At 71.5% G+C, this 22,859-nt stretch carries 22 protein-coding genes and 1 tRNA gene; 8 read left to right on the top strand and 15 right to left on the bottom strand.

The genetic code is table 11. The features are described 5' to 3' along the window. Positions 1-13: 13 nt before the first annotated feature. Genes V1457_RS13325 through V1457_RS13350 form a run of 6 tightly spaced genes read left to right on the top strand, consistent with a single transcriptional unit; the run spans position 14 to position 7,859 of the window. On the top strand, positions 14-3,202 hold the full coding sequence (locus V1457_RS13325) for a lantibiotic dehydratase (RefSeq protein WP_338604051.1): 3,189 nt from the start codon (positions 14-16) through the stop codon (positions 3,200-3,202). Next, on the top strand, positions 3,199-4,602 hold the full coding sequence (locus V1457_RS13330) for a lanthionine synthetase C family protein (protein WP_295140830.1): 1,404 nt from the start codon (positions 3,199-3,201) through the stop codon (positions 4,600-4,602). The genes V1457_RS13325 and V1457_RS13330 overlap by 4 nt, the downstream gene beginning before the upstream one ends. After that, the gene (locus tag V1457_RS13335) at positions 4,575-5,573 is read left to right on the top strand and encodes an ABC transporter ATP-binding protein (RefSeq protein WP_200073462.1); all 999 of its coding nucleotides are present in this window, start codon (positions 4,575-4,577) and stop codon (positions 5,571-5,573) included. The genes V1457_RS13330 and V1457_RS13335 overlap by 28 nt, the downstream gene beginning before the upstream one ends. Continuing rightward, on the top strand, positions 5,557-6,381 hold the full coding sequence (locus V1457_RS13340; RefSeq protein WP_200073461.1) for an ABC transporter permease: 825 nt from the start codon (positions 5,557-5,559) through the stop codon (positions 6,379-6,381). Before V1457_RS13335 ends, V1457_RS13340 begins: the two co-directional genes overlap by 17 nt. Before the next feature lie 7 nt (positions 6,382-6,388). After that, a complete protein-coding gene (locus tag V1457_RS13345; protein ID WP_200073460.1) occupies positions 6,389-7,312 on the top strand; it encodes a DUF6895 family protein in 924 nt (307 codons plus the stop codon). Further along, complete coding sequence (locus V1457_RS13350; protein ID WP_338604063.1) at positions 7,305-7,859, top strand: hypothetical protein; 555 nt, start codon at positions 7,305-7,307, stop codon at positions 7,857-7,859. Before V1457_RS13345 ends, V1457_RS13350 begins: the two co-directional genes overlap by 8 nt. 40 nt (positions 7,860-7,899) lie before the next feature. Here V1457_RS13350 and V1457_RS13355 read toward each other — a convergent pair whose 3' ends face one another. The 4 genes from V1457_RS13355 to V1457_RS13370 all read right to left on the bottom strand — a co-directional run bounded on the left by V1457_RS13355 (position 7,900) and on the right by V1457_RS13370 (position 11,186). Next, positions 7,900-8,604 carry an ABC transporter ATP-binding protein gene (locus V1457_RS13355; protein WP_200073458.1) on the bottom strand — a complete coding sequence of 235 codons (705 nt, stop codon included), beginning with the start codon at positions 8,602-8,604 and terminating at the stop codon, positions 7,900-7,902. Then, positions 8,604-9,359, bottom strand: coding sequence for an ABC transporter permease (locus V1457_RS13360; protein ID WP_338604066.1), 756 nt, complete (start codon positions 9,357-9,359; stop codon positions 8,604-8,606). Before V1457_RS13360 ends, V1457_RS13355 begins: the two co-directional genes overlap by 1 nt. A gap of 78 nt (positions 9,360-9,437) precedes the next feature. Continuing rightward, the gene (locus V1457_RS13365) at positions 9,438-10,196 is read right to left on the bottom strand and encodes an ABC transporter permease (RefSeq protein WP_295146882.1); all 759 of its coding nucleotides are present in this window, start codon (positions 10,194-10,196) and stop codon (positions 9,438-9,440) included. Positions 10,197-10,310: 114 nt separating this feature from the next. Continuing rightward, positions 10,311-11,186, bottom strand: coding sequence for an SAM-dependent methyltransferase (locus tag V1457_RS13370; RefSeq protein WP_295146884.1), 876 nt, complete (start codon positions 11,184-11,186; stop codon positions 10,311-10,313). 245 nt (positions 11,187-11,431) lie between these two features. Between V1457_RS13370 and V1457_RS13375 the strand changes: the two genes are divergently transcribed. Further along, positions 11,432-11,806: a hypothetical protein gene (locus tag V1457_RS13375; RefSeq protein ID WP_295146886.1), complete on the top strand. Its 375-nt coding sequence runs from the start codon at positions 11,432-11,434 to the stop codon at positions 11,804-11,806. Positions 11,807-12,232: 426 nt separating this feature from the next. Here the strand turns inward: V1457_RS13375 and V1457_RS13380 are convergent. Next, positions 12,233-12,306 (bottom strand) — tRNA-Leu (locus V1457_RS13380). A gap of 171 nt (positions 12,307-12,477) precedes the next feature. On the opposite strand from V1457_RS13380, the gene V1457_RS13385 reads away from it, so the two are divergent. Beyond that, positions 12,478-12,699: a DUF3618 domain-containing protein gene (locus V1457_RS13385; protein ID WP_200073454.1), complete on the top strand. Its 222-nt coding sequence runs from the start codon at positions 12,478-12,480 to the stop codon at positions 12,697-12,699. Positions 12,700-12,723: 24 nt separating this feature from the next. Here V1457_RS13385 and V1457_RS13390 read toward each other — a convergent pair whose 3' ends face one another. The 10 genes from V1457_RS13390 to V1457_RS13435 form a co-directional block, all read right to left on the bottom strand. Then, the gene (locus V1457_RS13390) at positions 12,724-13,455 is read right to left on the bottom strand and encodes an MOSC domain-containing protein (RefSeq protein ID WP_338604072.1); all 732 of its coding nucleotides are present in this window, start codon (positions 13,453-13,455) and stop codon (positions 12,724-12,726) included. A gap of 50 nt (positions 13,456-13,505) precedes the next feature. Then, positions 13,506-14,117 (bottom strand): TetR/AcrR family transcriptional regulator, encoded by a 612-nt coding sequence (locus V1457_RS13395; RefSeq protein ID WP_200073452.1) that lies wholly within the window; start codon positions 14,115-14,117, stop codon positions 13,506-13,508. A gap of 36 nt (positions 14,118-14,153) precedes the next feature. After that, positions 14,154-14,456: a hypothetical protein gene (locus V1457_RS13400; RefSeq protein WP_200073451.1), complete on the bottom strand. Its 303-nt coding sequence runs from the start codon at positions 14,454-14,456 to the stop codon at positions 14,154-14,156. Between the two features lie 129 nt (positions 14,457-14,585). Beyond that, positions 14,586-15,161 (bottom strand): nucleotidyltransferase family protein, encoded by a 576-nt coding sequence (locus V1457_RS13405; RefSeq protein ID WP_338604077.1) that lies wholly within the window; start codon positions 15,159-15,161, stop codon positions 14,586-14,588. 32 nt (positions 15,162-15,193) lie between these two features. Beyond that, entirely contained in the window at positions 15,194-16,624 is a 1,431-nt protein-coding gene (locus tag V1457_RS13410; protein ID WP_338604080.1) for an NCS2 family permease, read from the bottom strand. 188 nt (positions 16,625-16,812) lie between these two features. Then, positions 16,813-17,307 carry a nucleoside deaminase gene (locus V1457_RS13415; protein ID WP_338604083.1) on the bottom strand — a complete coding sequence of 165 codons (495 nt, stop codon included), beginning with the start codon at positions 17,305-17,307 and terminating at the stop codon, positions 16,813-16,815. A gap of 180 nt (positions 17,308-17,487) precedes the next feature. Next, positions 17,488-19,782: a xanthine dehydrogenase subunit D gene (gene pucD, locus V1457_RS13420; RefSeq protein ID WP_338604085.1), complete on the bottom strand. Its 2,295-nt coding sequence runs from the start codon at positions 19,780-19,782 to the stop codon at positions 17,488-17,490. Beyond that, complete coding sequence (locus tag V1457_RS13425; protein ID WP_338604088.1) at positions 19,779-21,146, bottom strand: 8-oxoguanine deaminase; 1,368 nt, start codon at positions 21,144-21,146, stop codon at positions 19,779-19,781. Before V1457_RS13425 ends, pucD begins: the two co-directional genes overlap by 4 nt. Continuing rightward, positions 21,139-21,612 carry a (2Fe-2S)-binding protein gene (locus V1457_RS13430; protein ID WP_200073446.1) on the bottom strand — a complete coding sequence of 158 codons (474 nt, stop codon included), beginning with the start codon at positions 21,610-21,612 and terminating at the stop codon, positions 21,139-21,141. The genes V1457_RS13425 and V1457_RS13430 overlap by 8 nt, the downstream gene beginning before the upstream one ends. Continuing rightward, positions 21,603-22,469, bottom strand: coding sequence for a xanthine dehydrogenase family protein subunit M (locus V1457_RS13435; protein ID WP_338604979.1), 867 nt, complete (start codon positions 22,467-22,469; stop codon positions 21,603-21,605). Before V1457_RS13435 ends, V1457_RS13430 begins: the two co-directional genes overlap by 10 nt. Positions 22,470-22,859: the final 390 nt, after the last annotated feature.

Below are 22,859 nucleotides of genomic sequence, written 5' to 3' on the forward strand. Positions count from 1 at the left end.
CGAGGAGTCCGGGATGGACGATCCAGCGCACGCCCAGCCGCTTCGGGAAGACCTGTTCGCCGCTTGGGATTTCTACCTGCTCCGCGCCCCGCTCGGTGCCACCCGGCCGCAGCTGACCGGTGCGGAAACCGACGCCGGTGCCCAGGCCGCGTGTTCGCGGCTGCTGCGGCGAGCGGTCGAGGACGAGCACCTGATGGAAGCGCTGGCGCTGGCCAGTCCCAGCCTGCGCGGACTGCTGCTTCGAGTGGCCGCGGGCGACGGCGGTGCGGTCAAACCGGCTCAGCTGCGGCGGGCCGCGTTCGCGGTGCTGCGCTACGACCTGCGGATGCGCACCCGGCCGACGCCGTTCGGCTTGTTCGCCGGTGTGGCTTGCGGCGATTTCGAGTCGGACGTCGATGCCGGGCGGTTGCCCCGGACACCGGCGCGCGGCAGCCAGCGCACCCGCACTCAGGTCGACATGCAGTGGTTGCTCGGGGTCGTGCAGGAGCTGGAGACCCGTGCCGTCGAGATGCCCGCGCTGCGCGTGCACGCGCATCCGGCGCTCGTGGTGCGCGGCGATCGGGTGGTGCTGGACTGCGCATCGACCTTCGGGGCGGTTCCCGGGCGTAACAGCCGTGCCCGGGTGTCGGTGCGGCACAGCGCACCGGTGCGCCGTGCGTTGGAGCTCGGGGCCGAGCCCGTTCGGCTCGGGCAGCTGACCGAACGGCTGGTGGCGGAGTTCGGCGAGCGTGCCCGCGAGCGCGTGCGCGGGCTGCTGAGTTCGCTGATCGCGGAGGAAGTGCTGCTGACCGAGCTGCGCCCGGCGTTGGACGGTTCGGACCCGCTGACCCGGCTGTGCGAAGTGCTGGACGCCGCGAACGCCGCTCCGGTGGCGCAGCGACACCTGGAACTGCGCGAACTCGCCGATCGCATCGCCGCCTACGACCGCATCCCGGCCGGGTCCGGGGCGGCCGCGCTCGCGGACACCGTCGCCGATGCGCAGCGCATCCACCAGCACCCCACGCCGCTGCACGTGGACGCCCGGCTCGCCGGGAGCACCGCCCTGCCCGCAGCGGTCGCCGCGGAGGTGGCCGGCGCCGCCGAGCTGATGTGGCGGACCTCCACCCCGAAGATCGGCTTGCACGCGTTGCGCGACTACCACGCGCAGTTCTTGGAGCGCTACGGCACGGATCGGCTGGTTCCGCTGCTGGACCTGCTGGACGGCAACGTCGGCCTCGGGCCCCCCGCCGGCTATTCCTGGCCGAACAGCGATGTCCCGGATGCGCGGACCGAGGCCGAACCCGACCGGGACCGGGACCGCCTCCTGCACCGCCTGCTCGCGGACGCGCTGCGCAGCGGCGACCGCGAGGTGGTCGTGGACGCCTCGACGATGCGCGCGCTGTGCCGGGGTGCGGCCGAGCCCGCGCAGGTTCCGAATTCGTGCGAGGTGACCGTGCAGGTCGCGGCCCCTTCCGCGGAGCGGTTGCTGGACGGCGAATTCCTGGTGTCGCTGTCGCCGAGCCCCGGCTCGCACCACGCGGGCTCGACCTTCATGCGCTTCGCCGGTGCCCTCGACGCAGACCACGAGCGGCGGTTGCACGAGGAGTGCTCGGCGTTGCCGACGCACGTGGCCGGAGCGCTGCGCGCGGACCTGGCTTTCCTGCCCCGTTCCGGGAAAGCGGCGAACTTGGCGCACACCGCGCCCGACACCGGGCACCGGATCGGCGTCGGCGTGTTCGACTCGCCGAGTGCCGCGGAGATCCGGCTCGGCGACATCGGTGTCGGCGCGACGCTGGAACGGCTGTGCGCGGTGCACCTGCCGACCGGACGGGAGCTGACCCCGGTGCTGGCGAACATGGTCAGCGCCCCGGCGCAGGCTCCGAACGCCGCCCGGCTGCTGTGGGAGATCGGCCTGGAAGGCCAGCGGTTGTGGGAACCGTGGAAGTGGGGCCGGTTGGCCGATTCACCGTTCGTGCCGCGGATCCGCTTCGGCCGATTCGTGCTGGCCCCCGCCGTGTGGCGGCTCGACGACGTGCGCGAAGCGGCTGCCGGGCGCGACCCCGCGGAGGCGGTGGCGCGGTGGCGCGCGCGCTACGACGTGCCGCGCCACGTGCTGATCGTGAGCAACGACCAACGCCTGGGCTTGGACCTGGACGACCCGTGGCACGTCGAGCTGCTCCTGGAAGAGGTGCGCAAGGACCCGGACCTGGTCGTGCACGAGGTGGCCGGTGAGCACGAGGGCTGGCTGCACGGCGAACTCGCCGGGCACGTCGGCGAAGTGGTGGTGCCGCTGCGGCGACGCGACCCGGAACCTCGCCGCGCGGCCACTCCCGCCTACCGGGAGCCGCGCGAGCGCGCGCACGGTCCGGGCGGCGAATGGCTCTACCTGAAGCTCTACGGCACCGCGCGGGGACAGGACGACCTGCTGCGCAACCGGTTCGGCGCGCTCGTCGACACGGCCCGCGAACTCGGCGCGGACCGGTGGTTCTTCCTGCGCTACACCGATCCGGACGGACACCACCTGCGGCTGCGGTTGCACGGTGAACCGCACCGGTTGTGGTCCGATGTCGTACCCGAGCTCGGTCGCACGTTGCTGGACTGGCAGCAGGAGGGCCTGCTGCGCACGCACCGGATCGACCAGTACGACCCGGAGTACGAGCGCTACGGCGGAATCCGGTTGGCGCCCGCCGTCGAGCGGCTCTTCCAGGCCGACAGCGCGGCCGCGATCGAACTGCTGAGCCTGGCGGCGGACCCGGAATGCCCCTACGACCTGGACACCCTCGCCGCGATCTCGGTCGCCGCACTGGCCGAGGCGTTCGGCCCACCCGGGACCGATCCGGGCGCCGGTGCGGCGGAGTTCTGGCTCGGTCGCACCGGGACCCGCCGCGACCTGCCGAAGCGGTATCGCCGCTCACCCGCGTACTGGGCGGGCCTGGTCGATCCGGCAGGCGGTAGCACCGGGCTGGCGGCAGCGGTGTTCGGCGCCAAAGTGCTCGGCCACCTGCGAGGGCGCGACGAGCTGGTCACATCGGTGCGCGCGGAGATGGACCGGCAGCGGGTCGATGGTGACTGCCGGATCGAGGAAGGACGTTTCCTCGGCAGCCTCCTGCACATGCACTGCAACCGCTTGTTCGGCGGTGACAGCGCGCGCGAACGAGAGGTGATCGCGCTGGCCAGAGGAGCGGTGCAGGACAACGCGAACCGAAGGAGGTTCACCGGATGAACGTCCGGACGGAGTCGGCCGCACCGATCGCGGCGGCGGACCGGGACCGAGTGGACGAGGCCGTGGCGGTGGTCGCGGACAAGCTCGCGGATCCGGACCGGGTAGCGGCGGTCGCCGGCCGCGACGACAACCGGGATCCGATCTACGGGAACGTGATGTGGGCGCCGGTCACGTTGTCCAACGGCTGGCCGGGAGTGGCCGCGTTCTACGGCGAACTGGCACGGCAGGACACCCGGTGGCGCGCGACCGCGCACGAGCACCTGTCCCGTGCGGCGGAGGCGTTGCCGAGCACGCCGCACCGCGGGCTGTTCGCCGGCCCGGCGGCGTTGCTGGCGGCCGCGCAGGCCGCGGCGGCGGGCAGCGGTCATTACGCCCGGATGCGGGCGAAACTGGCCGGCCGGTTGGCCGAGCTGGTGCTCGCGCAGGTCGATCACCTGCGGGCCCAGCAGGGCGCCGGGGTGGATTGGTCCGGGTACGACCTGATCAACGGGGTTTCCGGTTCGGTTCGGGTGTTGCTGGAATCCGCGCGCGATCCGGCCGAGTCCGGTTCGCGGGTGCGCGAAGCCCTCGATGCCGGGCTGCGGCACCTGGTCCGCTGCACTGAACCGATCCATGTCCGGGGACACGAGGTACCGGGGTGGTGGGTGCCGCCGGAGGCGCAACCGACCGACCGCGACCGCGCCGACTACCCGGAGGGCGACTTCAACCTCGGGTTGGCGCACGGTGCGCCCGGCCCGCTCGCGGTGCTGTCCCGGGCGGCGTCGTACGGCTACGAGGTGCCGGGGCACCGCGCTGCGATCACCCGCACGGTCGAATGGCTGCTGCACTGGAAGCTGACCGATGACGCAGGTCCGTACTGGCCGTGCCGGATCGGACTGGCCCAGCAGATCGCGGGCCCGAGCGAGCTGACCCGCCCGATCACCCGCACTGCCTGGTGCTACGGGGCACCGGGCGTCGCGATCGGGTTGCACGCGGCCGGTACCGCGCTGGACCGGCCCGAGTGGACGGCCGAAGCGGTCTCCGCGTTGCAGGCGGCACTGCGGCGGGACGAGGCGGAGTGGGCCGTCGACGGCCCGACGATCTGCCACGGATACGCGGGCCTGTTGGCGATCTGCACCCGCATCGGGGTGGATACCGGTTCCGCCGAGCTGCTCGCCGGTACGGCCCGGTTGGTGCGCTCGGTGCTGGAACTGGGCGATGATCGGGCGGAATTCCACTTCCCGCACCTGATGCGCTACCCGGGCGGGCAGCGCAGCGACGGACGCGTGCACAAGGCCGTGGACGTGGCCGGATTGCTCGAAGGGGCCGCCGGTGTGGCCGCCGCGCTGCACGCCGCAGCGCATCCGGACGACGACGAAGGGGGTGCACCGGTATGGCAGTGGTGCCTCGGACTGCGGTGATGGACCGGACCGGCGCGGACGCCGGCCCGGTGGCCGCGCTGGAAATCGACCGGCTGGTGGTGCGCTACCCGTCGGTGCTCGCGGTGGACGAGTTCAGCTACTCGTCCCCGGCCGGGCAGGTCACCGCGCTGCTGGGCCCCAACGGGGCGGGCAAGTCCAGCGTGCTGGGAGCCGTCAGCACCGCGGTGCCTTGCGAGTCGGGGACGATCCGGATCTTCGGACGGGACATCCGGCACGACGCCGTCGCCGCCCGCGCCCAGCTCGGTCTGGTCTTCCAGGAGCGCACGCTGGACAAGGACCTGTCGGTGTACCGCAACCTCTGGTTCCACGCCCGGCTGTTCGGGATGCGGAGCAAGGAGTCCCGGCAACGGATCGATGCGGTGCTGGACAGGTTCGGGCTCGCCGATCGGCGTTCGGACGCCGTCCGGAACCTCTCCGGGGGGTTGGCGCGTCGCGTGGAGGTCGCGCGGTCGTTGCTGCACGGGCCGGGATTGCTGGTGCTGGACGAGCCGACCAACGGCCTGGACCCGGAGGCGCGCGCGAAGGTGTGGGACGACCTGCGGCGGATGCGCGACGAACTGGGCGTGAGCATCCTGTTCTCCACGCATTACATGGACGAGGCCGAAGTCGCCGACGAGATCGTCATCATCAGCGACGGGCGGCTCGTCCGCCGGGGTTCCGCCGATCAGCTCAAGCTCGGTCTGGCCAGGTCGAGCGTTTTGCTGCGCACCCAGGACGATGCGGTGGCTAGCGCGAACCTGGTGGCCGCGGGCTGGCGGGTCTCGCCGGATTCCGGTGCTCTCCGGGTCGATTGCGCGGAACCCGAGAAATCGATCGCCGAGATCGTCGGGTGCGCTGGAACCGGCGTCGTGGAAGTGCGCGCCGTGCACCCGACGATGGACGACGTCTACCTGTCCGCCACCCGCAGCGGCGGTGCAGGCCCGGGAGGTGGCGATGACGAACTTGCTTGAGCGTCCGAGCGGCAGCAGCGGGCTGGGCGAGCGCGCGGCGGTGGGCGCGTTCCGGTCGATCGGTGTGATCGCGCAGCGGGATCTGATCCGGCAATTGCGCAACCCGGGAATGCTGGCGACGCAGGCGATGCAGATGGTCTTCGTCGTGGTCGTGTTCGGCGTCGGCTTCAACAGCATGATCGCTCCGGACGGGGGATTGCCGTTCAGCGCTTACGTCTTCCCCGGGGTGATAGCCATCCAGATCGTCACCGTCGCGATCAACTCGGGACTCGGCTACGCGTGGGATCGGGAGTTCGGGGTACTGCGCGAGATGCAGGTCGCACCGACCCCGAAGGTGTGCCTGCCCGCGGGCAAGATGGTCGCGACGGGGATCATCGTGTGCGTGCAGAGCGCGATCATGCTGCTGCTGTCGCCGTTGTTGTCGGTTCCGCTGACGCTGCGCGGATTCCTCGGTGCGACGCTGGCTTACACGGTGGCCGGCATGGTGTTCTCCGCGATCGGGTTGTTCCTGGCGACCGCGATCCGCCGGGTGCAGACGCTGCAATCGAGCGTGGCGCTGCTGATGTTCCCGATGCTGTTCCTGTCCGGCGCGGTGTTCCGGCCGGATCAGCTGCCCAGCTGGCTGACCGCGGTCGTCGGGGTGAACCCGATGAGCTACGCGGTGGACCTGGTCCGGCACGTGCTGCTCAACGCCGCCGGCGAGCAGGTGCCGGGTGGTGGGCAGGCGAATCCGCTTTTCGACCTGGTGCTGCTGCTGGCGTTCGGCGCGGTGGCCGGTGTCGCGGTCCGGCTGCGCGTGGGTAGGTGAGCGGGCGGTGACCGGCTCCGCGGAGCGAGTGGCCGAGCACGGGCTGCGCTGGCTGGAGAACAATCTGGAGTGGTTCGAGCCCGCGCGCTGGGAACGATTCCTGCCACCCCGCAGGTTCCGCGCCGCCCCGCTGCTGGAGCTGTTGATCCTGGTTCGCCTGTTGCGCGGCGGCCCGCACGCCGAACGGGCGGAACGGATCGGCACGGCCGCGCACCGGGTGGCCGAGGCCGTCTGCGCGGAAACCGGATTTCACGACGAGTTGAGCCGGGGCGGACCGGCCTTCGCCTACCACGCGCATCTCGTCGCCCTGCTCACCGATGCAGGACGCGCTCCCGCCCGCGCGCGTTCGCTGGTCCAAGCCGTGCTGGACACCGGGACCGGTGAGCTGTTCGCCGCCGACCGGCCCGCGCTGAACCGCCTCGAACTGCGCTACGTCCTCGACCTCGGCGGCTTCGACCGCAGCGGGTACCGGACGGATCAGTCGCATCGGAACAGCGTGCTCACCACCCGGCAAGGGCCGTTGTCCTTCGCCGACGACGAGGTGTACGCGCTGACTCACGTGCTGTTCTACCTGTCCGATTTCGGCTCCCGGCCGGTGTCCGGATCGGACCTGGCGGATCGGGAGAAGGCGGGCCGCACCGTGTCGGTGCTGCTCGGTGCGTGCTTGGCGCGCGACGACCTGGATCTGGCGGGGGAGCTGCTGCTGTGCGCGGACATCCTCGGCGTGCACTGCCGCGGACTCGTCGAGCACGGGTGGCAGCGGATCGCCTCGGCGCAGCGAGCGGACGGCGCGGTGCCGAGCCCGCTGCACGACTCCGCTGTGTTGTCCAAAGTAGACGGTGATAAGCGGGCGGCGTACCTGTTCGGCACCTGCTTCCACACCACCATGGTGGCCGTCATGGCCGCCTCCGGGAGGGCGTCCCGTGGCTGATCACCGTGCTCGGTTGCTCGATCGGCTGAGCGCGCTGCGCGCGTCGCTGCACTCCGCCGAGGGGCGAGAACCGGCGCTGGGCAGGCGGTTGGCCGACGTGGCGCTGCGCCGTTGTCCGCAGGACCCCGAGCAGGCCCTGCCGGTCCCGGCGAACGGTGCCGTCGAACTCGACTGGTCCTCGATGCTGCACACCGGTGACGAGTACTTCGCGGACCAGGTGACCGGAATTGCGCTGAGCTCCGAACTCGCCGGCGAGCTGCGGGAACGGGTCGTGCTCGCGCTGGAAGCCCGGTTGGTGAACGCGGCCCGTGCGCAGGACTCGCACTCGCTGGCGGTGCTGCTGCGGGCGGCGCTGGTGGCCGGGGCGGGCGAGACCGCAACGATCCGGCAAGGCATCGGCTTGCTGGTCACCGCACCTCCGCCCGCCGCAACCGGTGCGGATGGGGCGGCGGCGACGGTGCAGCACGTGTGGGCCCTGGCGGAGGCTTGGCGGCCCGGCACGACCAGGAGCGCGCTCCGCCCGTGCGGTGCGCGCCCCCGCGGCTGAGGTCCCGCTTCCCGCACGGGCCGGCGGCTTCCCCGGCGCCCTACTTGGCGGCGCCGTCGATCAGCCGGAAGAACGCCGCCTCCAGGTCGTTGTCGTCGGCCAGGCCGTGCAGCGGACCCTGGTAGCGCATGGTGCCGGAGACCAGCACCGAGATGCGGTCGCAGATCTGCGCCACTTCGTAGAGCTGGTGGCTGGAGATCAGCACGGCTCGCCCTTCGTCGGCCAGCGAGCGCAGCAACGCCCGCATGTCCCGGATTCCGACCGGGTCGAGACCGTTCGTCGGTTCGTCCAGCACCAGCACGCGCGGATCGCCGACCAGCGCGATGGCGATTCCCAGCCGCCAGCGCATCCCCAGCGAGTACTTGCCGACCTTGCGGTCGGCGTGCTCGGCCATGTCCACCTGGCGGAGCACTGTGTCCACTCTGGACTCCGGGACGCCGCGCAGCCGTGCGTGCACCAGCAGGTTCCCCCGGCCGGTCAGGAACGGCCACAGGCCGGGGTGGTCGAGCAGGAAACCCACGTCGTGCAAGGTCTCCGCCTGCCGCGGCCTGCCCCAGACGGACACGTTCCCGCTGTCCTGGCGGCGCAGGCCGCCGATGATGGACAGCAGCGTGGTCTTCCCGGCACCGTTGGGTCCGATCAGGCCGGTGACCGAGCCGGTGGGGACGTCCAAGGAGACCCCGCGGAGCACGGGGGTGCTGCGGTAGCTCTTCACGATGTCGTCGGCGGCGAGTGCGGTGCTCATCAGATCTCCTTGCGTCGTAGGACCATGCAGGACAGCGCGGTGGCAGCGGCGGCGAGCACGACCGACAGCAGCATCGCGGCGAACGCGGGCCCGAGGTCGGCCAGCGGGCTCCCCGGTGGCAGCGCGACCCCGTTCGCCCGCACTTGGCCGAACGGGAGCATCGCGCGCAGCGGCCAGCCGAAGGGGTTGAGGAACCAGAAGGCCTTGTCCGCGGTCAGCATCCCCGCCAACGCGCCGACGACGCCGACGGCGATGGTGGTCGCCATCCCGGCTGCGAGGGTCAGCAGCAGCATCAGCCCGGCGATCCCCAGCAGTGCCACCCACATCGCGGCGGCGCCCGCCAGTGCGTCCCCGGGAACCGGGACTCCGCTGTTGATTCCGCCGATCCACAACGCGAGGCCGAGGATGAGGCTGGGCACCGCGGTGATCACGGCCAGCGAGGCCATCTTGGCGAGCACCAGGCCGTTGCGCGCTACCGGTGCGGCGAGCAGGAACAGCCAGGCCTCCCGGTCCTGGGTGACCGCGATCCCGACGAGCAGGGCGATGAACGCGGGAAGCAGGCTTCCCCAGCCGGTCAGCGTCATACCGCGGTACTCGGGCCAATCGGCGCCGAGCGCGGTCGAGATGACCATGGGCAGCGCGATCACCAGCGGCGTCAGCGACATCAGCCACACCAGGGAGCCCCGGCGTGCGCGGTAGAGCTCGGTGCCGATGATGGTGCCGAGCCCGGCGGTGTTCCGGGCAGCGATGGACATGGCGGTTCCTCCCGAGGATCTGCGGCCGGTAGGGGTGGATTGCGCGGGTGGCCGTCCGCGCCGGTTCTGCGACGGCATTCAGATCTCCTTGCGCCGCAGGACGACGCAGGCCGCTGCGATGGTCGCGGCGGCCAGCGCGAGTGACAGCAGCATCGCCGTGAGAACCGGCCCCGTGGCGGCCAGCGGGCTGCTGTCCGGGATCTCGACGCCCACCAGCCGCCTGCCGAACGGGAGCATGGCGCGCAGCGGCCAGCCGAAGGGATTGACGAACCAGAACGCCTTGTCCGCGGTGAGCAGGCCCGCGAACACCCCGACGACTCCGGCGCCGACGGTGACCGGGAAACCGAAGCTGATCGCCAGCAGCAGCAGCAGGCCCGCGATCCCGAACAGCGCCACCCACATCGCGAGCACTCCGGTGAGCGGCCCGGTGGGCAACGCGAGGCCCGCGAGCAGCGCACCGGCGCACAACGCGATGCCGAGCACGAGGCTGCCGAGCGCGGTGACGACCACCAGCGCGGCGGCCTTGCCCAGCACCAGGTGGTTCCGCGAAACCGGCGCGGCGAGCAGGAAAAGCCACGCGTCCCGGTCTTGGCGCACGTCGAGCCCGATGGCCAGCGCGGTGACGGCGGGCAGCAGGCCGCCCCAGCCCATCAGCGCCAGCCCCTGCCACTGCTCCCAGTCACCGCCGAGAGCAGTCGCGAGCAGCATGGGCAGCGCCAGCGCGACGGGGCTGAGCAGCATCAGCCACAGCAGTGGCCCGTGGCGCGCGCGGTAGAGCTCGGTTGCGACGACGGTGCCGAAACCAGCCGTGGTTCGCTGCGCGGTGCCGATCGACATGCGACGTCCTTCCTTCGTCGTTCGGAAGGTACGTAGCCGCGTCGGCGCCGCTGGTTCACGACCGATCCGCGATGACCGCAGCGAGTGGGTCAGCGCATCAGGGCTTGCGGGGCATCAGGGCTTGCGGGCGATGCCGCCGAATTCCCAGATCTTGTTCTCCAGCTCGGGGCGGGCGGGGATCTCGTAGTCGAACAGGGCGTCGGTGTGCATGGCCGGTTCTTGCTCGCTGGGCCGCCAGCGGGTGATGTTGACCAGTCCCGGATCAACCACCTCGAGCCCGTCGAACAGGGCGGTGACTTCGGCTTCGGTGCGGACCCGGCCCCACGTGGTCTGCTCGTTCATGAACCGGGTGAGGAATTCCGCGGCGTCGGCGTCGTCGCTGACCAGGTGGGACATCATCAGGTAGCTCCCGGACGGCACCGCGTCGAGCATGGTCGCGACCGCCTGCCGCGGCTCGGCTTCGTCGGGCAGGCAGTGCAGCACCGACACGTACAGCACCGCCACCGGCTCGTGCGCGAAATCGATGAGCCGCCTGGTGTCGTCGTGCTCGAGGACCGCCGCGGGCCGGGCCATGTCGGCCTGGATGACCGTCGTGCGCTGATCGTCGGTGAGCAGCGCCCGCCCGTGCGCGAGCACGACGGGGTCGTTGTCCACGTAAACGACGTGCCCGCCGGAGTTCTCCTGCTGCGCCACTTGGTGCACGTTGAGCTGGGTCGGCAGGCCGCTGCCGAAATCGATGAACTGCCGGATTCCCGCCTCGCGCGCCAGGTATCGCACGCCGCGGCCGAGGAAGGCGCGGTTGTCCCGCGCCGTGGTGATGATGTCCGGAACGCCTTGCAGCATCGCGTACGTGGCGTCCCGGTCGACGCGGAAGTTGTCCTTGCCGCCGACCGCGTAGTCGTAGATGCGGGCCACGCTGGGAACCGAGGTGTCCACCTCGGGCGGTAGCGACGACGGTTCGCTTCCGGGGGTGCGCTCGGGGTCGTCCATGCTGATCTCGGCCCATCTGACGGTGCGGCTGCGTCCGGGCGCAGCTCCCGGGGGTCAAGATCATCTTAGTCGATGTCCGAGATCCCTGACAGGGTTTCGCGCGGCCTCCGTCCGGTTGATTTCGCAACCAATGCTGAATTTTCCGCGCCGCCGCAACGTTTTCGTGCGGGTTTCTCCGCCGGGACATCCCCGGTTCGATCCGAAAATGCCCGCGCGGGGAGGCGTCGACTTGTACTCTCGCGTCCGTGGATCCGTTCGCCAGTTCAGCTCCGGTCCTGGTCACCATCGGGGACATCGCTTGCACGCAGGACGAGGTGATCACCCCGTCCGGCCGCGCGCCGATCGTCGGCACGACGTGGACCTTCACCGACATGTCCCGGACCAACAGCGGGATTCCCGCGTGGGCCATCGTGTGCGCGGTGATCTTCTTCCTGTTCTGCTTCCTCGGACTGCTGTTCCTGCTGGCGAAGGAGGAGCGCACCGATGGTTCGGTCCAGGTGACCGTGCAAGGTCCGGGTCTGCTGCACACGGTGCAGGTCCCGGTGTTCGCCCAAGCGGCCGCCATGGACTTCAACGCCCGCGTCAACTACGCCCGCTCCCTGGCCCACCAGCCCTTCTGAGCCACCGCCCGCGTCGAGAGCCGGCGCTGCACTCGGATCGCCGCGAGGACGATCAGCTCCCGGGAAGCGCTGCCCGGACGTGCTCACCGCCCCGCCGCGCGGGATTCGGCCACGAAGTTCCTTCAGGTCGGGCGCGATCCGCCTGTCACCCGACGTCGCCCCAGGACGTTTTCACCGTTCGCGAATGAGTGTGGCCGCCGCTGCACACCGCGAACACCCTCCCGACACGGTGAGCAGCATCCGCCGCTTTGCGCTCAAAGCGTGTCGTGGTTTTGGGTTCGTTGATCGGCTGGTTCGTGACCAGCCGGTGCGGAACCGACGCAGCGCAACCACCGCACCGTGGGGCCTGCGGGGGCTCGGCCCCCGCAACTAATACGACGGGCGGCGGCGAATCCGCAGCCGCGGTGAGCAGCATCCGCCGCCTCGTGGGGCCGATGAGAGTCGAACTCACACTGCCTAGGACCTAAACCTAGTGCCTCTGCCTATTGGGCTACGGCCCCGATGGGGTGCCAGCTTAACGGGTGGTGATGTCCGTTGTGTCCCCGACCGGGCGGTTCGGCTGTTCTCCGGCGGTGCCGGGAGGCGGTCGGGACACTGGGAACGGTCGCTGGGTGCGCTGCGGGCGTGTGATCTACGGTGTCCGCAGCAGGGTGTACTTGGAGGAGGACCGCGTGGCCCGTGATCCCGACGCGATCCAGCGCGAAATCGAGAAGACTCGTGACGCGCTGGCTGAGACGCTGGACGAGTTGAGCACGAAGGCGGATCCGAAGCGGTTCGTCGAACAGGGCAAGGCCGGCGTGCAGGAGCGGCTGAACGACCCGAGGGTGCGGTACGTCGCGATCGGTGTCGGTGCGTTGGTCGCCGTCATCGTGGTGCGCAAGATCTTCCGGTGATTGCGGCGGGGTGCGCCCGGCGGGTCACCGGCCCTCCGGGCGCATGACCGCGACTTCGGCTCCGCGGTGCACGGTTCCGCCGCGCACCACGCGCATGATGGTGCCGAACTTGTTGTCGTGTTCGTCGATCAGCCGGGTTTGCAGCGCTTTCCAGCGCGTTCGTCCGCGCGCGTCCCAGCTGGGCACTGCGCAGCGCACGCACGCTCCGGCGCGTTCCCCGGTTATCTCCAAGGTCACTTCGCCCGCGGTGACGGTGGTGCCGGGTTCCCAGTCGAGTTCGCCGAACGGTGCGATGTCCGCGTCCAGGTGCACGTTCGGCCGGAACCGCAGCAGATCCACTTCGTCGCCCATTTCCGCGGTGAGCGCGTCCAGCGTGGACTGCAGCGTGACCAGCACGGTCGGGCCGCGGTCCTGGTTGCCCGCGGCGCTGTGCAGGCTCAGCGGGATGCCGAGGGATTCGGTCAGCGCCGCGGGCAGTTCGGGGTCGTCCCATTTCCAGTCGGTGCCCGCTCCGTCGTGCAGCGTCGGCTGCAGCGCCGGGTCGGCGGCCGCGCCGTAGTCGCTGCTCCAGTGCAGCAGCGCGGGGTTCTGCCGCACGGTCAGCACCGCGCCCGATCGCTTCTCCCGCTCGTCGCGCAGCACGTGCGCCCGGTCGCCGACCATCCCGCCGTCCGCGAACCGCGCCGCGCCGACGGCTTCTCCGCGCAGTGACTTCACCGGCCAGCGGTGCAGCTGCGCCACGTTCCCTCGCGACAAACCGACCTCCTCAGCTCGTTCGCGAGGTTAGCGGTTCGCCCGTGCGCGGTTCAGCGCTGCTTGCGCAACAAGGGGAGCAGGGCCTCGCCGAGCAGCCGGTCCACGAAACGCGTGTCCAGTGGTTCGCCGGTGAGCATCAGGCGGTGCAGCAGACCCGCTCCGGCCAGTTCGACGACCGTGTCGACCGGGGCGTCCGGGGCGATCTCGCCGCGCTCCGTGCCCCGTTCCATGATCAGCCGCAGCACGTTGCGCTGCGGGAGCAGGAACGACTCGCGGAACGCGGCGGCGAGTTCGCTCTCGTGCGGCAGTTCGCCGACCAGCGCCTGGGCGGCCTTGCCCGCCGGGCCGGTCAGGAACGTGGCGAAGGCGCGCAGGAATTCGCCGAGGTCGCCTGCGACGCTGCCGGTGTCCGGTTCGGGGATGTTGCGCTGCACCAGCTCGGTGCAGGTGTCGATGACCAGGTCGAGCTTGGATTCCCAGCGGCGGTAGATGGTGGCTTTGCCCGCGCGCGCCCGCGCGGCCACCGCGTCCATGGTCAGCGCGCGGTAGCCGACTTCGGCCAGCACCTCCATGGCGGCGGTGCGCAGGGCTGCGTCCCGGGTCGCGTCCCGGGGGCGCCCGCGCCCGGGCGGGCTGCTGGTCGGTGCGTTCACGGCATCCATCCTAGAGAGGGCGACGGGCTGCGTGCGCGCATCGGATCACCGCGGCGCGTTGCTGGAGGCGTCGGCGGCGGCCGCGGCCTGCCGCGTCGCCTCGTCCGAGAGGCCGTGCCGGGCCTGCAGGTAGGCCGTGCTGAACGCGAATCCGTCGCCGTTGAGCAGGTGGATCACCACGCGGCCGCTGGAGTTCGGGGCGAGGTGCTCGATGATCTGGTCGGCCTGGTCCCTGGCTGCGATGAGACCGGGTGCGCGTGCGGTTCGGGTGTTGCCGTCGGCCGAGACGGTGACGGACCAGTCGTCGCCGTCCGGCACGTAGTTGGCGGTTATGTGTCCCGTTGCCATGTTGCCTCCCCGTCGCGCGGTTGCGGACGGTGACTCCGCGCATCGGCCGGGTGGCGCGCCTGCCTTGCGGGCGTCGCGGCCTCGGCCGTGGCCGCCGAGTCACCTCAGCGTGACCGCCGACTCTACGGGTTAGCCGTCAGCGAGGTCTTCGGGACTGTCGATATCGAAACCTTCCGAGATGCCGTCGCAGCTCACCAGGGTGACGTCGTGCGCACGCAGGTAACCGCGCGCACCCGCGTCGCCGATCGCGCGCTCCGCTGCTGCCCGCCAGTGCGCACGCCCCAGTAACACCGGGTGACTGCGTCGTTGCTCGATCGCGGCAGCGGCGAGGGCGTCCTCGGCGGTGTGCGCGACGACCCGGCGGACGGCTTCGGCGCTGACTCCGGGCATGTCCACGGGCAGCACCGCCGCGGCCGCGACGTCGTCCGGCTCGTCGTCGAGCGCGGTGAGCGCGGCGCGCAGCGACGAGCCCATGCCGCTGGGCCACTCCGGGTTGGGGACCACCGAGACGTTCCGCAGCTGCGCGCGGCTGCGCACTTCGTCGGCCGCGGCGCCGAGCACCACCAGCACGGGTGCGCAGCCACCTGCGGCGAGCACCTGAGCGGCCCGGTCGACGAGCAGGGCGCCGCGGTATTCGACGAGCGCCTTCGGCTTGCCGAACCGGCGGCCCGCGCCTGCCGCCAGCACGACACCTGCTGTTCGCATGGGCGGCAGATTACTCATCACCCCATTGCTCATCACCCCAGCCGCAGCATTCCCTCCACGCCTTCGATCCCGAAGTACAGCGCGAACACCGCCGACAGACCGATCAGCAGCCCGCCGAGTTCCCGGGCTCTGCCGGTGCACACGCGGATCGCGCAGAACGCGATCAGGCCCGCACCGATGCCGTTGGTGATCGAGTAGGTGAACGGGATGACCGCGATGGTGAGGAACACCGGCAGCACGTAGCTCGCGTCGTCCCACGGGATGTGCCTGCACTGCGCCATCATCATGCCGCCGACCAGCACCAGCGCCGGAGCCGCCGCCTGCGCGGGAACGACTCCGGCCAGCGGCGTGAACAGGGTCGTGGCCACGAACAGCAGTCCGGTGAGCACGCTGGCCAGCCCGGTCCGGGCGCCTTCCCCGACACCGGCGGCCGATTCCAGGAACACGGTGTTGGGTGCGCTGCCGGTGACTCCGCCCGCCACCGCGCCGAACCCGTCGACCAGCAGGATTCGCCCCATCGCGGGAACCGAGCCGTCGGCGCCGGTGGTCAGTCCCGCTTCCCGGCTCACGCTGGTGATCGTGCCCATCGCGTCGAAGAACCCGGACAGCACCAGGGTGAACAGGAACGCCGCACCGGCCACCGCCCCGGCGGAGGTGAAACCGCCGAACAGGTCGACGCGCCCGAACGTGCCGAGATCGGGCGCGGACACCAGCGAGCCGGGAACCTCGGGGATGATCACTCCCCACTGCTCGGCGGGCACCTCGAACACCGCCTGCACCAGCATCGAGGCCACCGTGCCGACTGCGATGGCCAGCAGGATCGCGCCGGGCACCCGACGGGCCACCAGCACGATCATCAGCAGCAGCGTCAGGCAGAACAGCGCGCTCGGCCAGCCCACCAGGTGCGCGTCCGGGCCGCTGCCGAGCTGCACCGGCACGGTGGTTCCGGCCGAGTCCGGTTTGCGGGTGACGATCCCCGCGCTGACCAGTCCGACCAGCGCGATGTAGAGGCCGATGCCGACGGTGAGCGCGGTCTTCAGCGGCGGCGGGATGGCCAGGATGATCCGCTCCCGCAGGCCGCTGACGGCCAGCACGACGATCGCCGCGCCCGCGAGCACCACCAGCCCGAACGCCTCCGGCCAGGTCATCGCGGGCGCGATGGTGAACGCCACCACCGGGATGACGCCGAGCCCGGCGGCCATCGCCAGCGGCGCGTTGCCGACCACGCCCATCAGCACGGTCATCACGCCCGCGCACAACGCGGTGGCCGTGGTGAGCTGGGTGGTGTTCAGCGTCGCGCCGGTGCGGTCCGCGGCCGAGCCGAGGATCAGCGGGTTGAGCAGCACGATGTAGGACATCGCGACGAACGTGGTCAGGCCCCCGCGGAACTCGCGGCCGACGGTGGAACCGCGCTCGGTGATGCGGAAGTAGCGGTCGATCGGGGCGGACTTCTGGCGCAGCATTGAGCCTCCGTTCGCGACTTCGGGTTTTTCGCGCAGGACGGCGCGGCCCGGTGGTTCCGGGCTCGGGTTCGGGAGTTGCTACCTCGGTGGCAGCGTGCGGAAGGTGGTTCGCGCAGCTGCGGCGCCGATCACCGGCTGATCGCCGCCTGTCGAACCTGTCGGCGGCCTGCGCGGATCCGCGGCAGGCGTCAGTACTCGACCCGGTCGGGCTTGGCCAGCCACCGGTCGAACGGCGCGTTGCGCTCGTCCAAGGCGATCTGGCGGACCTCGGTGGGCCACGGCTTGCCCGGGTCGCGGAACAGGTCGTGGAACGCGCGGTCGTCGAACCCGGCGTGCGCAGCGTCCTCGCGGTCGGCGGCGTAGAGCACCCGATCCAGCCGCGCCCACAACGCCGCGGCCAGGCACATCGGGCACGGTTCGCACGAGCTGACCAGCACGCACCCGGCGAGGCTGAAGGTGCCCAGCGCGCGGCAGGCGCGGCGGATCGCGGTCACCTCGCCGTGCGCGGTCGGGTCCAGGTCGGTGGTGACCAGGTTGGTGCCGCTCGCGATCCGCCGACCGCCGCGCAGCACCAGCGCGCCGAACGGGCCGCCGCCTTCGTCGACGCTGCCGGTGGCCATCCGCACGGCTTCGGCCGTCCAGCCGGTGTCGGTGCTCGCCGCGGAATCGGTTTCGGTGGACACAGATCTCTCCCGGTTTCTCGTGAAACGCGCACGGGCGCGCGAAGTGGGTCGGCCGCTCAGTGCCTGGTCCCGGTTCTGGTGTTGGCTCTTCTCAAGCGGCCTCAGCCGCTTCCGTCAACTGCGCAGGCCGGTCGGCGGTGCCTGCGGTTCCGCCGAGCGATCAAGTTCGAAGACCCGCGCTCAGATGAGGTGGTGCGGTGCCACCGGCACGTGGGTGAGCCGATGGCCGGTGGCCGCGCGGATCGCGGCGACCACGGCCGGCGTGGTCGAGATCGTCGGCGGCTCGCCCACGCCGCGCACGCCGTAGGGCGCGTGCGGGTCGCCGCGCTCGATGATGTCGATCTCCATCGGCGGCATGTCCAGGATCGTCGGGATCAGGTAGTCGGTGAACGACGCGTTGCGCATCTCCCCGCCGCTGACCTGCACCTCCTCCATCACCGCGAGCCCGAGGCCCTGCGCGGAGCCGCCCTGGACCTGCCCGATGATCGCTTCGGGGTGCACCGCCTTGCCGACGTCCTGCACGCAGTCCAGCCGCACGACCTTGACCAGCCCGAGTTCGGTGTCCACGTCGACGATCGCGCGGTGCGCCGAGAAGGCGTGCTGCACCTGCACCAGCTCGCTGACCCCGTCGGCGTCCATCGGCAACGTCGGCCGGTGGTGGTATTCGCGGGTCAGCTCGATCACCTCGTCGCCGAGCACGTCGGCGAGGTCGGCGAGCACCCCGGCCCGTTCGGAGACGACCTTGCCGCCCGCCAGCGACAGCGAGCCCGGTTCGAGACCGTGCTGTTCGGCCGCCCGTTGCAGCACGAGACCCCGCACCGCCGCGCAGGAGGTCTGCACGGCCCCGCCGGTGACGTAGGTCTGCCGCGACGCCGAGCTCGACCCGGCGGCGCCGACGGAGGTGTCGTTCGGGTGGATCACGACCCGTTCGACGCCGAGTTCGGTCCGCGCGATCTGCTGCTGCACCGTCACCAGGCCCTGACCGACCTCGGCGGCCGCGGTGTGCACCTCGGCGAGCGGCTCGCCGCCGACGACCGCGAGCCGCACCCGCGCGGTGGAGTAGTCGTCGGCGCCTTCGGAGTAGCAGATGTTCTTGATCGTGACGCCGTAACCGATCCCGCGCACCACGCCTTCGCCGTGCGTCGTGTTGGACACCCCGCCCGGCAGGTCGCGGATGTCGCGGTGCTGCGGCTGCTCGGGCAGCGGGATCGTCTTGAGCCGTTGCAGCAGCTCGGCCACCGGCGCCGGGTAGTCCAGCCGCTGCCCGGTCGGGATCTGGTCGCCCTGCGCGATCGCGTTGCGGATGCGCAGATCAGCAGGGTCCACGCCCAGCTCATCGGCCAGTCTGTCCATTTGGGACTCGTAGGCGAAAGTGGGCTGCACCGCGCCGAGCCCGCGCATCGCACCGCACGGCGGGTTGTTGGTGTAGAGGCCCCAGGACTCGATGTCCACATTGGGCACTCGATACGGCCCGACGCCGAGCGTGCTCGCGTTCCCCACCACCACGGGGGTTTTCGACGCGTAGGCGCCGCCGTCGAAGTACTGCCGGGCCTTGACGTAGACCAGCGTCCCGTCCCGGGTGGCGCCGTGCTCGTAGTACATCTTCGCCGGGTGCCGGTGCACGTGGCCGTGGAACGACTCCTCCCGGTTGTAGACCATCTTCACCGGTTTCCCGGTGTGCAGGGCGAGCAGGCACACGTGCACCTGGATCGACAGGTCCTCCCTGCCGCCGAACGCGCCGCCGACGCCGGACAGCGTCATGCGCACCTTCTCCTCCGGCAGGTCCAGCGCGGCCGCGGTCTGCTTGCGGTCGGAGTGCAGGTCCTGCGTGGCCAGGTACAGGTCCACCCCGCCGTCCTCGGCGGGCAGCGCCAGCCCGGACTCCGGGCCGAGGAACGCCTGGTCCTGCATCCCGACGGTGTAGACGCCGGAGACCACGACCTCGGCGCTCGCGGCCGGGTCGCCCTTGCGGATCACCTGGTGGCGCACCACGTTGCCGTGCTCGTGCAGCTTCGGCAGCGAGTCGTCGTGCGCGACCAGCTCGGCGTCGAGGACCGGGTCGAGCACCTCGTAGTCCACCTCGATGCGCTCCAGCGCGCGGCGCGCCGTCTCCGGGTGGTCGGCGGCGACCAGCGCGACGGCCTCGCCCTTGTACCGCACGACGTCCTCGGCCAGCACCGGCTGGTCCTGCTCCTTCAGCCCGTACCGGTTCGGGCCCGGCACGTCTTCGGCGGTCAGCACCGCGTGCACGCCGGGAACCCGCAACGCAGGTCCGATGTGGACCGAGCGGATCCGGGCGTGCGGGTGCGGACTGCGCAGCGTGGCACCCCACAGCATGTCCTCGGCCCACAGGTCGGAGGAGTAGGCGTACTCGCCGCGCACCTTCAGCGTGCCGTCCGGGCGGATCGGCGATTCCCCGACTCCGCCGGTGATCCCGGTGTCGAGGTGTTGCGGGCTGCGGGTCGGGCCGCTCATCGGGCTACCTCCTGTGCGTTCGCCCGGATCCGGTCGGCGGCGCCGCGCAGTTCCCGGGTCAGGTCCACTTCGGACACCGGGAGCAGGTGTCCGTCCCGCACGACGATCCGTCCGCCGCGCACCAGCAACCGCAGTCTTGGCAGCGGGCCGAGTACCAGCGCGGCGACCGGGTCGGCGATGCCCGCGTGTCCCAGGTCGTCGAGTTCCCACACCGCCACGTCGGCGAGCTTGCCCGGCGTGAGCGAGCCGATTTCCTGTTGCCTGCCAAGGCAATGCGCCCCACCGAGCGTCGCCGTCCACAGCGCCTCGCGGACCGACAGGGCGCGCGGGCCGTGCTGCGCGCGGGCGGTGAGCAGCGCTTGCCGCATCTCCTCGCCGAGACCGCCCGCTTCGTTGGAGGCGACACCGTCCACGCCCAGCCCCACGTGGACCCCGGCGTCGAGCATCGCGCGCAACGGTGCGACACCGGCGCCGAGGCGGCCGTTCGAGCTCGGGCAGTGCGCCGAGCCGGTGCCCGTCTCGGCCAGTCGCGCGACAGCCTCGTCGGCGAGGTGCACGGTGTGCGCGAGCCACACGTCCGGCCCGAGCCAGCCGAGCTCGTCGGCGTGCTCCGCGGGCGTGCGGCCGAATTCGGCGAGGCATTGCCGCTGCTCATCGACGGTTTCCGCGAGGTGGGTGTGCAGCCGCACGCCGCGCGATCGCGCCAGCTCGGCGCTGCGGCGCATCAGCTCGGTGCTCACCGTGAACGGGGAGCACGGCCCCACGGCGACCCGGATCTGCGCGTCCGCCGCCGGATCGTGGAACCGGGCGATCGCCTCGTCGGTCCCGGCGAGTGCGTTGTCGACGTCCTCCACCAGGGAATCCGGCGGCAGTCCGCCGTGCGACGCACCGCGGTCCATCGAGCCGCGGACCGCGTGCAGCCGCAGCCCGACCCGCCGGGCGGCCGAGATGACGGCGCCGAACACGTCGCCGCCTGCTGCCGGGAACACGTAGTGGTGGTCGGCCACTGTTGTCGCACCGGACAGCGCCAGCTGCGCCAAACCGGCGGAGGCGGCCGCGTGCACGACCTCTTCGTCCAGCCCCGCCCACACCGGATACAGCCGGGTCAGCCACTCGAACAGCGTGGAATCCGCGGCGTACCCGCGGGTCGCCCACTGGTAGAGGTGGTGGTGCGTGTTGACCAGGCCCGGAGTGATCAGGCACCCGCTGACGTCGATCCGCCGCCCGCCGGACTCCGGGCTGCCCGACCCGACCGCGGCGATCCGGTCGCCGTCGAGCACCACGTGCCCTTCCGCGTGCTCCGGACCGTCCACAGTGGCCACCGAAGCGCCGTGCAGCACCAGTCGTTGCGGTCGCTCAGCCATGGGCGGCCTTCCGCTCGGCGGCCAGCCGCACCGCATCCATGATCTTCTCGTAGCCGGTGCAGCGGCAGAGATTGCCCGCCAGCGCCTCCCGGATCTCCGCATCCGACGGCGCAGCCCGGTGCGACAGCAGATCATCGGCCTGCACCAGCAACCCCGGCGTGCAGAACCCGCACTGCACGGCACCGGCATCGAGGAACGCCTGCTGCACCTCGCCGAGCCGCTCGCCGTCGGCGAGCCCTTCCACCGTGCGGACCTCGCGGCCGTGGGCCTGACCGGCCGCGACCAGGCAGGCGCACGCGGTGACGCCGTCCAGGCTCACCGTGCACGAACCGCATTCGCCCTGCTCGCAAGCGTTCTTCGAGCCCGCGAGGCCCAGCCGTTCGCGCAGCACGTAGAGCAGGCTTTCGCCTTCCCACACATCGTCGGCCGTGTGCGGGCGGCCGTTCACGGTGAGCTTCAGGCGCATTGCGACCTCCCGGTGCGGTAGTCCTGCCAAACCCTGCGCAGCGTGCGCCGCGCCAGCACGCCGACCGCGTGCCTGCGGTAGTCGGCGGTGCCGCGCACGTCATCGATCGGCCGGGTAGCCGCGGACACGAGCTCGCCGAAGCGCTGCGCGGTCCGCTCGGGGAGTGCACCGGCGTCCCAGTCCAGCTCCGCGGCCAGGAAGTCCTCGGCCTCGGTCGCGCGGAACGGCGTCGGCCCGGCCGACCCGACGCCGGTGCCCACCCGCTGCGACTCCGGGTGCAGCGAGACCGCGAACGTGCACACCGCGATCACCATCGCGTTGCGGGTGCCCACCTTCGCGAACTGCTGCGGGCCGGAAGCGGGGGAGACGTGCACGGCGGCGATCAGCTCGTCCTCGGCCAGCGCGGTGCGCTTGACGCCGGTGAAGAACTCCGTGATCGGGATCGTGCGACTGCCGCGCACCGACTCCACCTCGACCAGCGCGTCCGAGGTCAGCAGCGGTGGATGGCCGTCCCCGGCCGGTGAGCCCGACCCGAGGTTGCCGCCGAGCGTGCCGCGGTTGCGGATCTGCGGCGAACCGACGGTGCGGGCGGCCATCGCCAGCCCCGGCAGCCGGTCGCCGAGCTCGTCGATCAGCCGGGTGTAGGGCAGGCCGGCGCCGATCCGCAGCCGCCCCGCCGACTCCGACCAGTCGGCGAGCTCGCCGATGCCGGTCAGGTCCAGCAGCGCGTCCGGGCGGCGGTGCCCGAAGTTCACCTCGACCATCACGTCCGTGCCGCCCGCCAGCACGGTCGCCGCCGGTCGCTCGGCCCTGAGCCGCAGGGCTTCGCGCCACGAGTCGGGACGGAGGAATTCCACGTTCGCCTCCCGCATCGGCCGTCTCTCCGAGCCCCAGTACACAACCGGTGCCGACGCGTTGACCAGCGGTGAAAACTCCGAAAAGGGGACGCCCGAACCCGCCGATCTTCGTACCTTCCTACGAACACCCCGCCCCCGGAAGCGAGTGCAGCTCCCGTTCGGCCCACTGGGTCGGTCGAGCGGGTCGTTCACTGCGGACGGCTTGCGCGGGCCGGGTGGCGCCCGGGCGCGTCGGCCTTGGGGCTGCGGAAGTGAGTGAGAGTCCCGTTCGCCCCACTAGGTTGGTCGAACGGGTCGTTCACTCCGGATGCGCTTGCGCCGAGCGGGTGGCGCCCGGGCGTGTCGGCGTCCGCGCGAGAGCGGTTCGCTCAGCGGCTCAGGGCCGATCCG

The organism is Saccharopolyspora sp. SCSIO 74807 (assembly GCF_037023755.1).
In the GTDB taxonomy this organism is placed as follows: Bacteria; Actinomycetota; Actinomycetes; order Mycobacteriales; family Pseudonocardiaceae; genus Saccharopolyspora_C; species Saccharopolyspora_C galaxeae.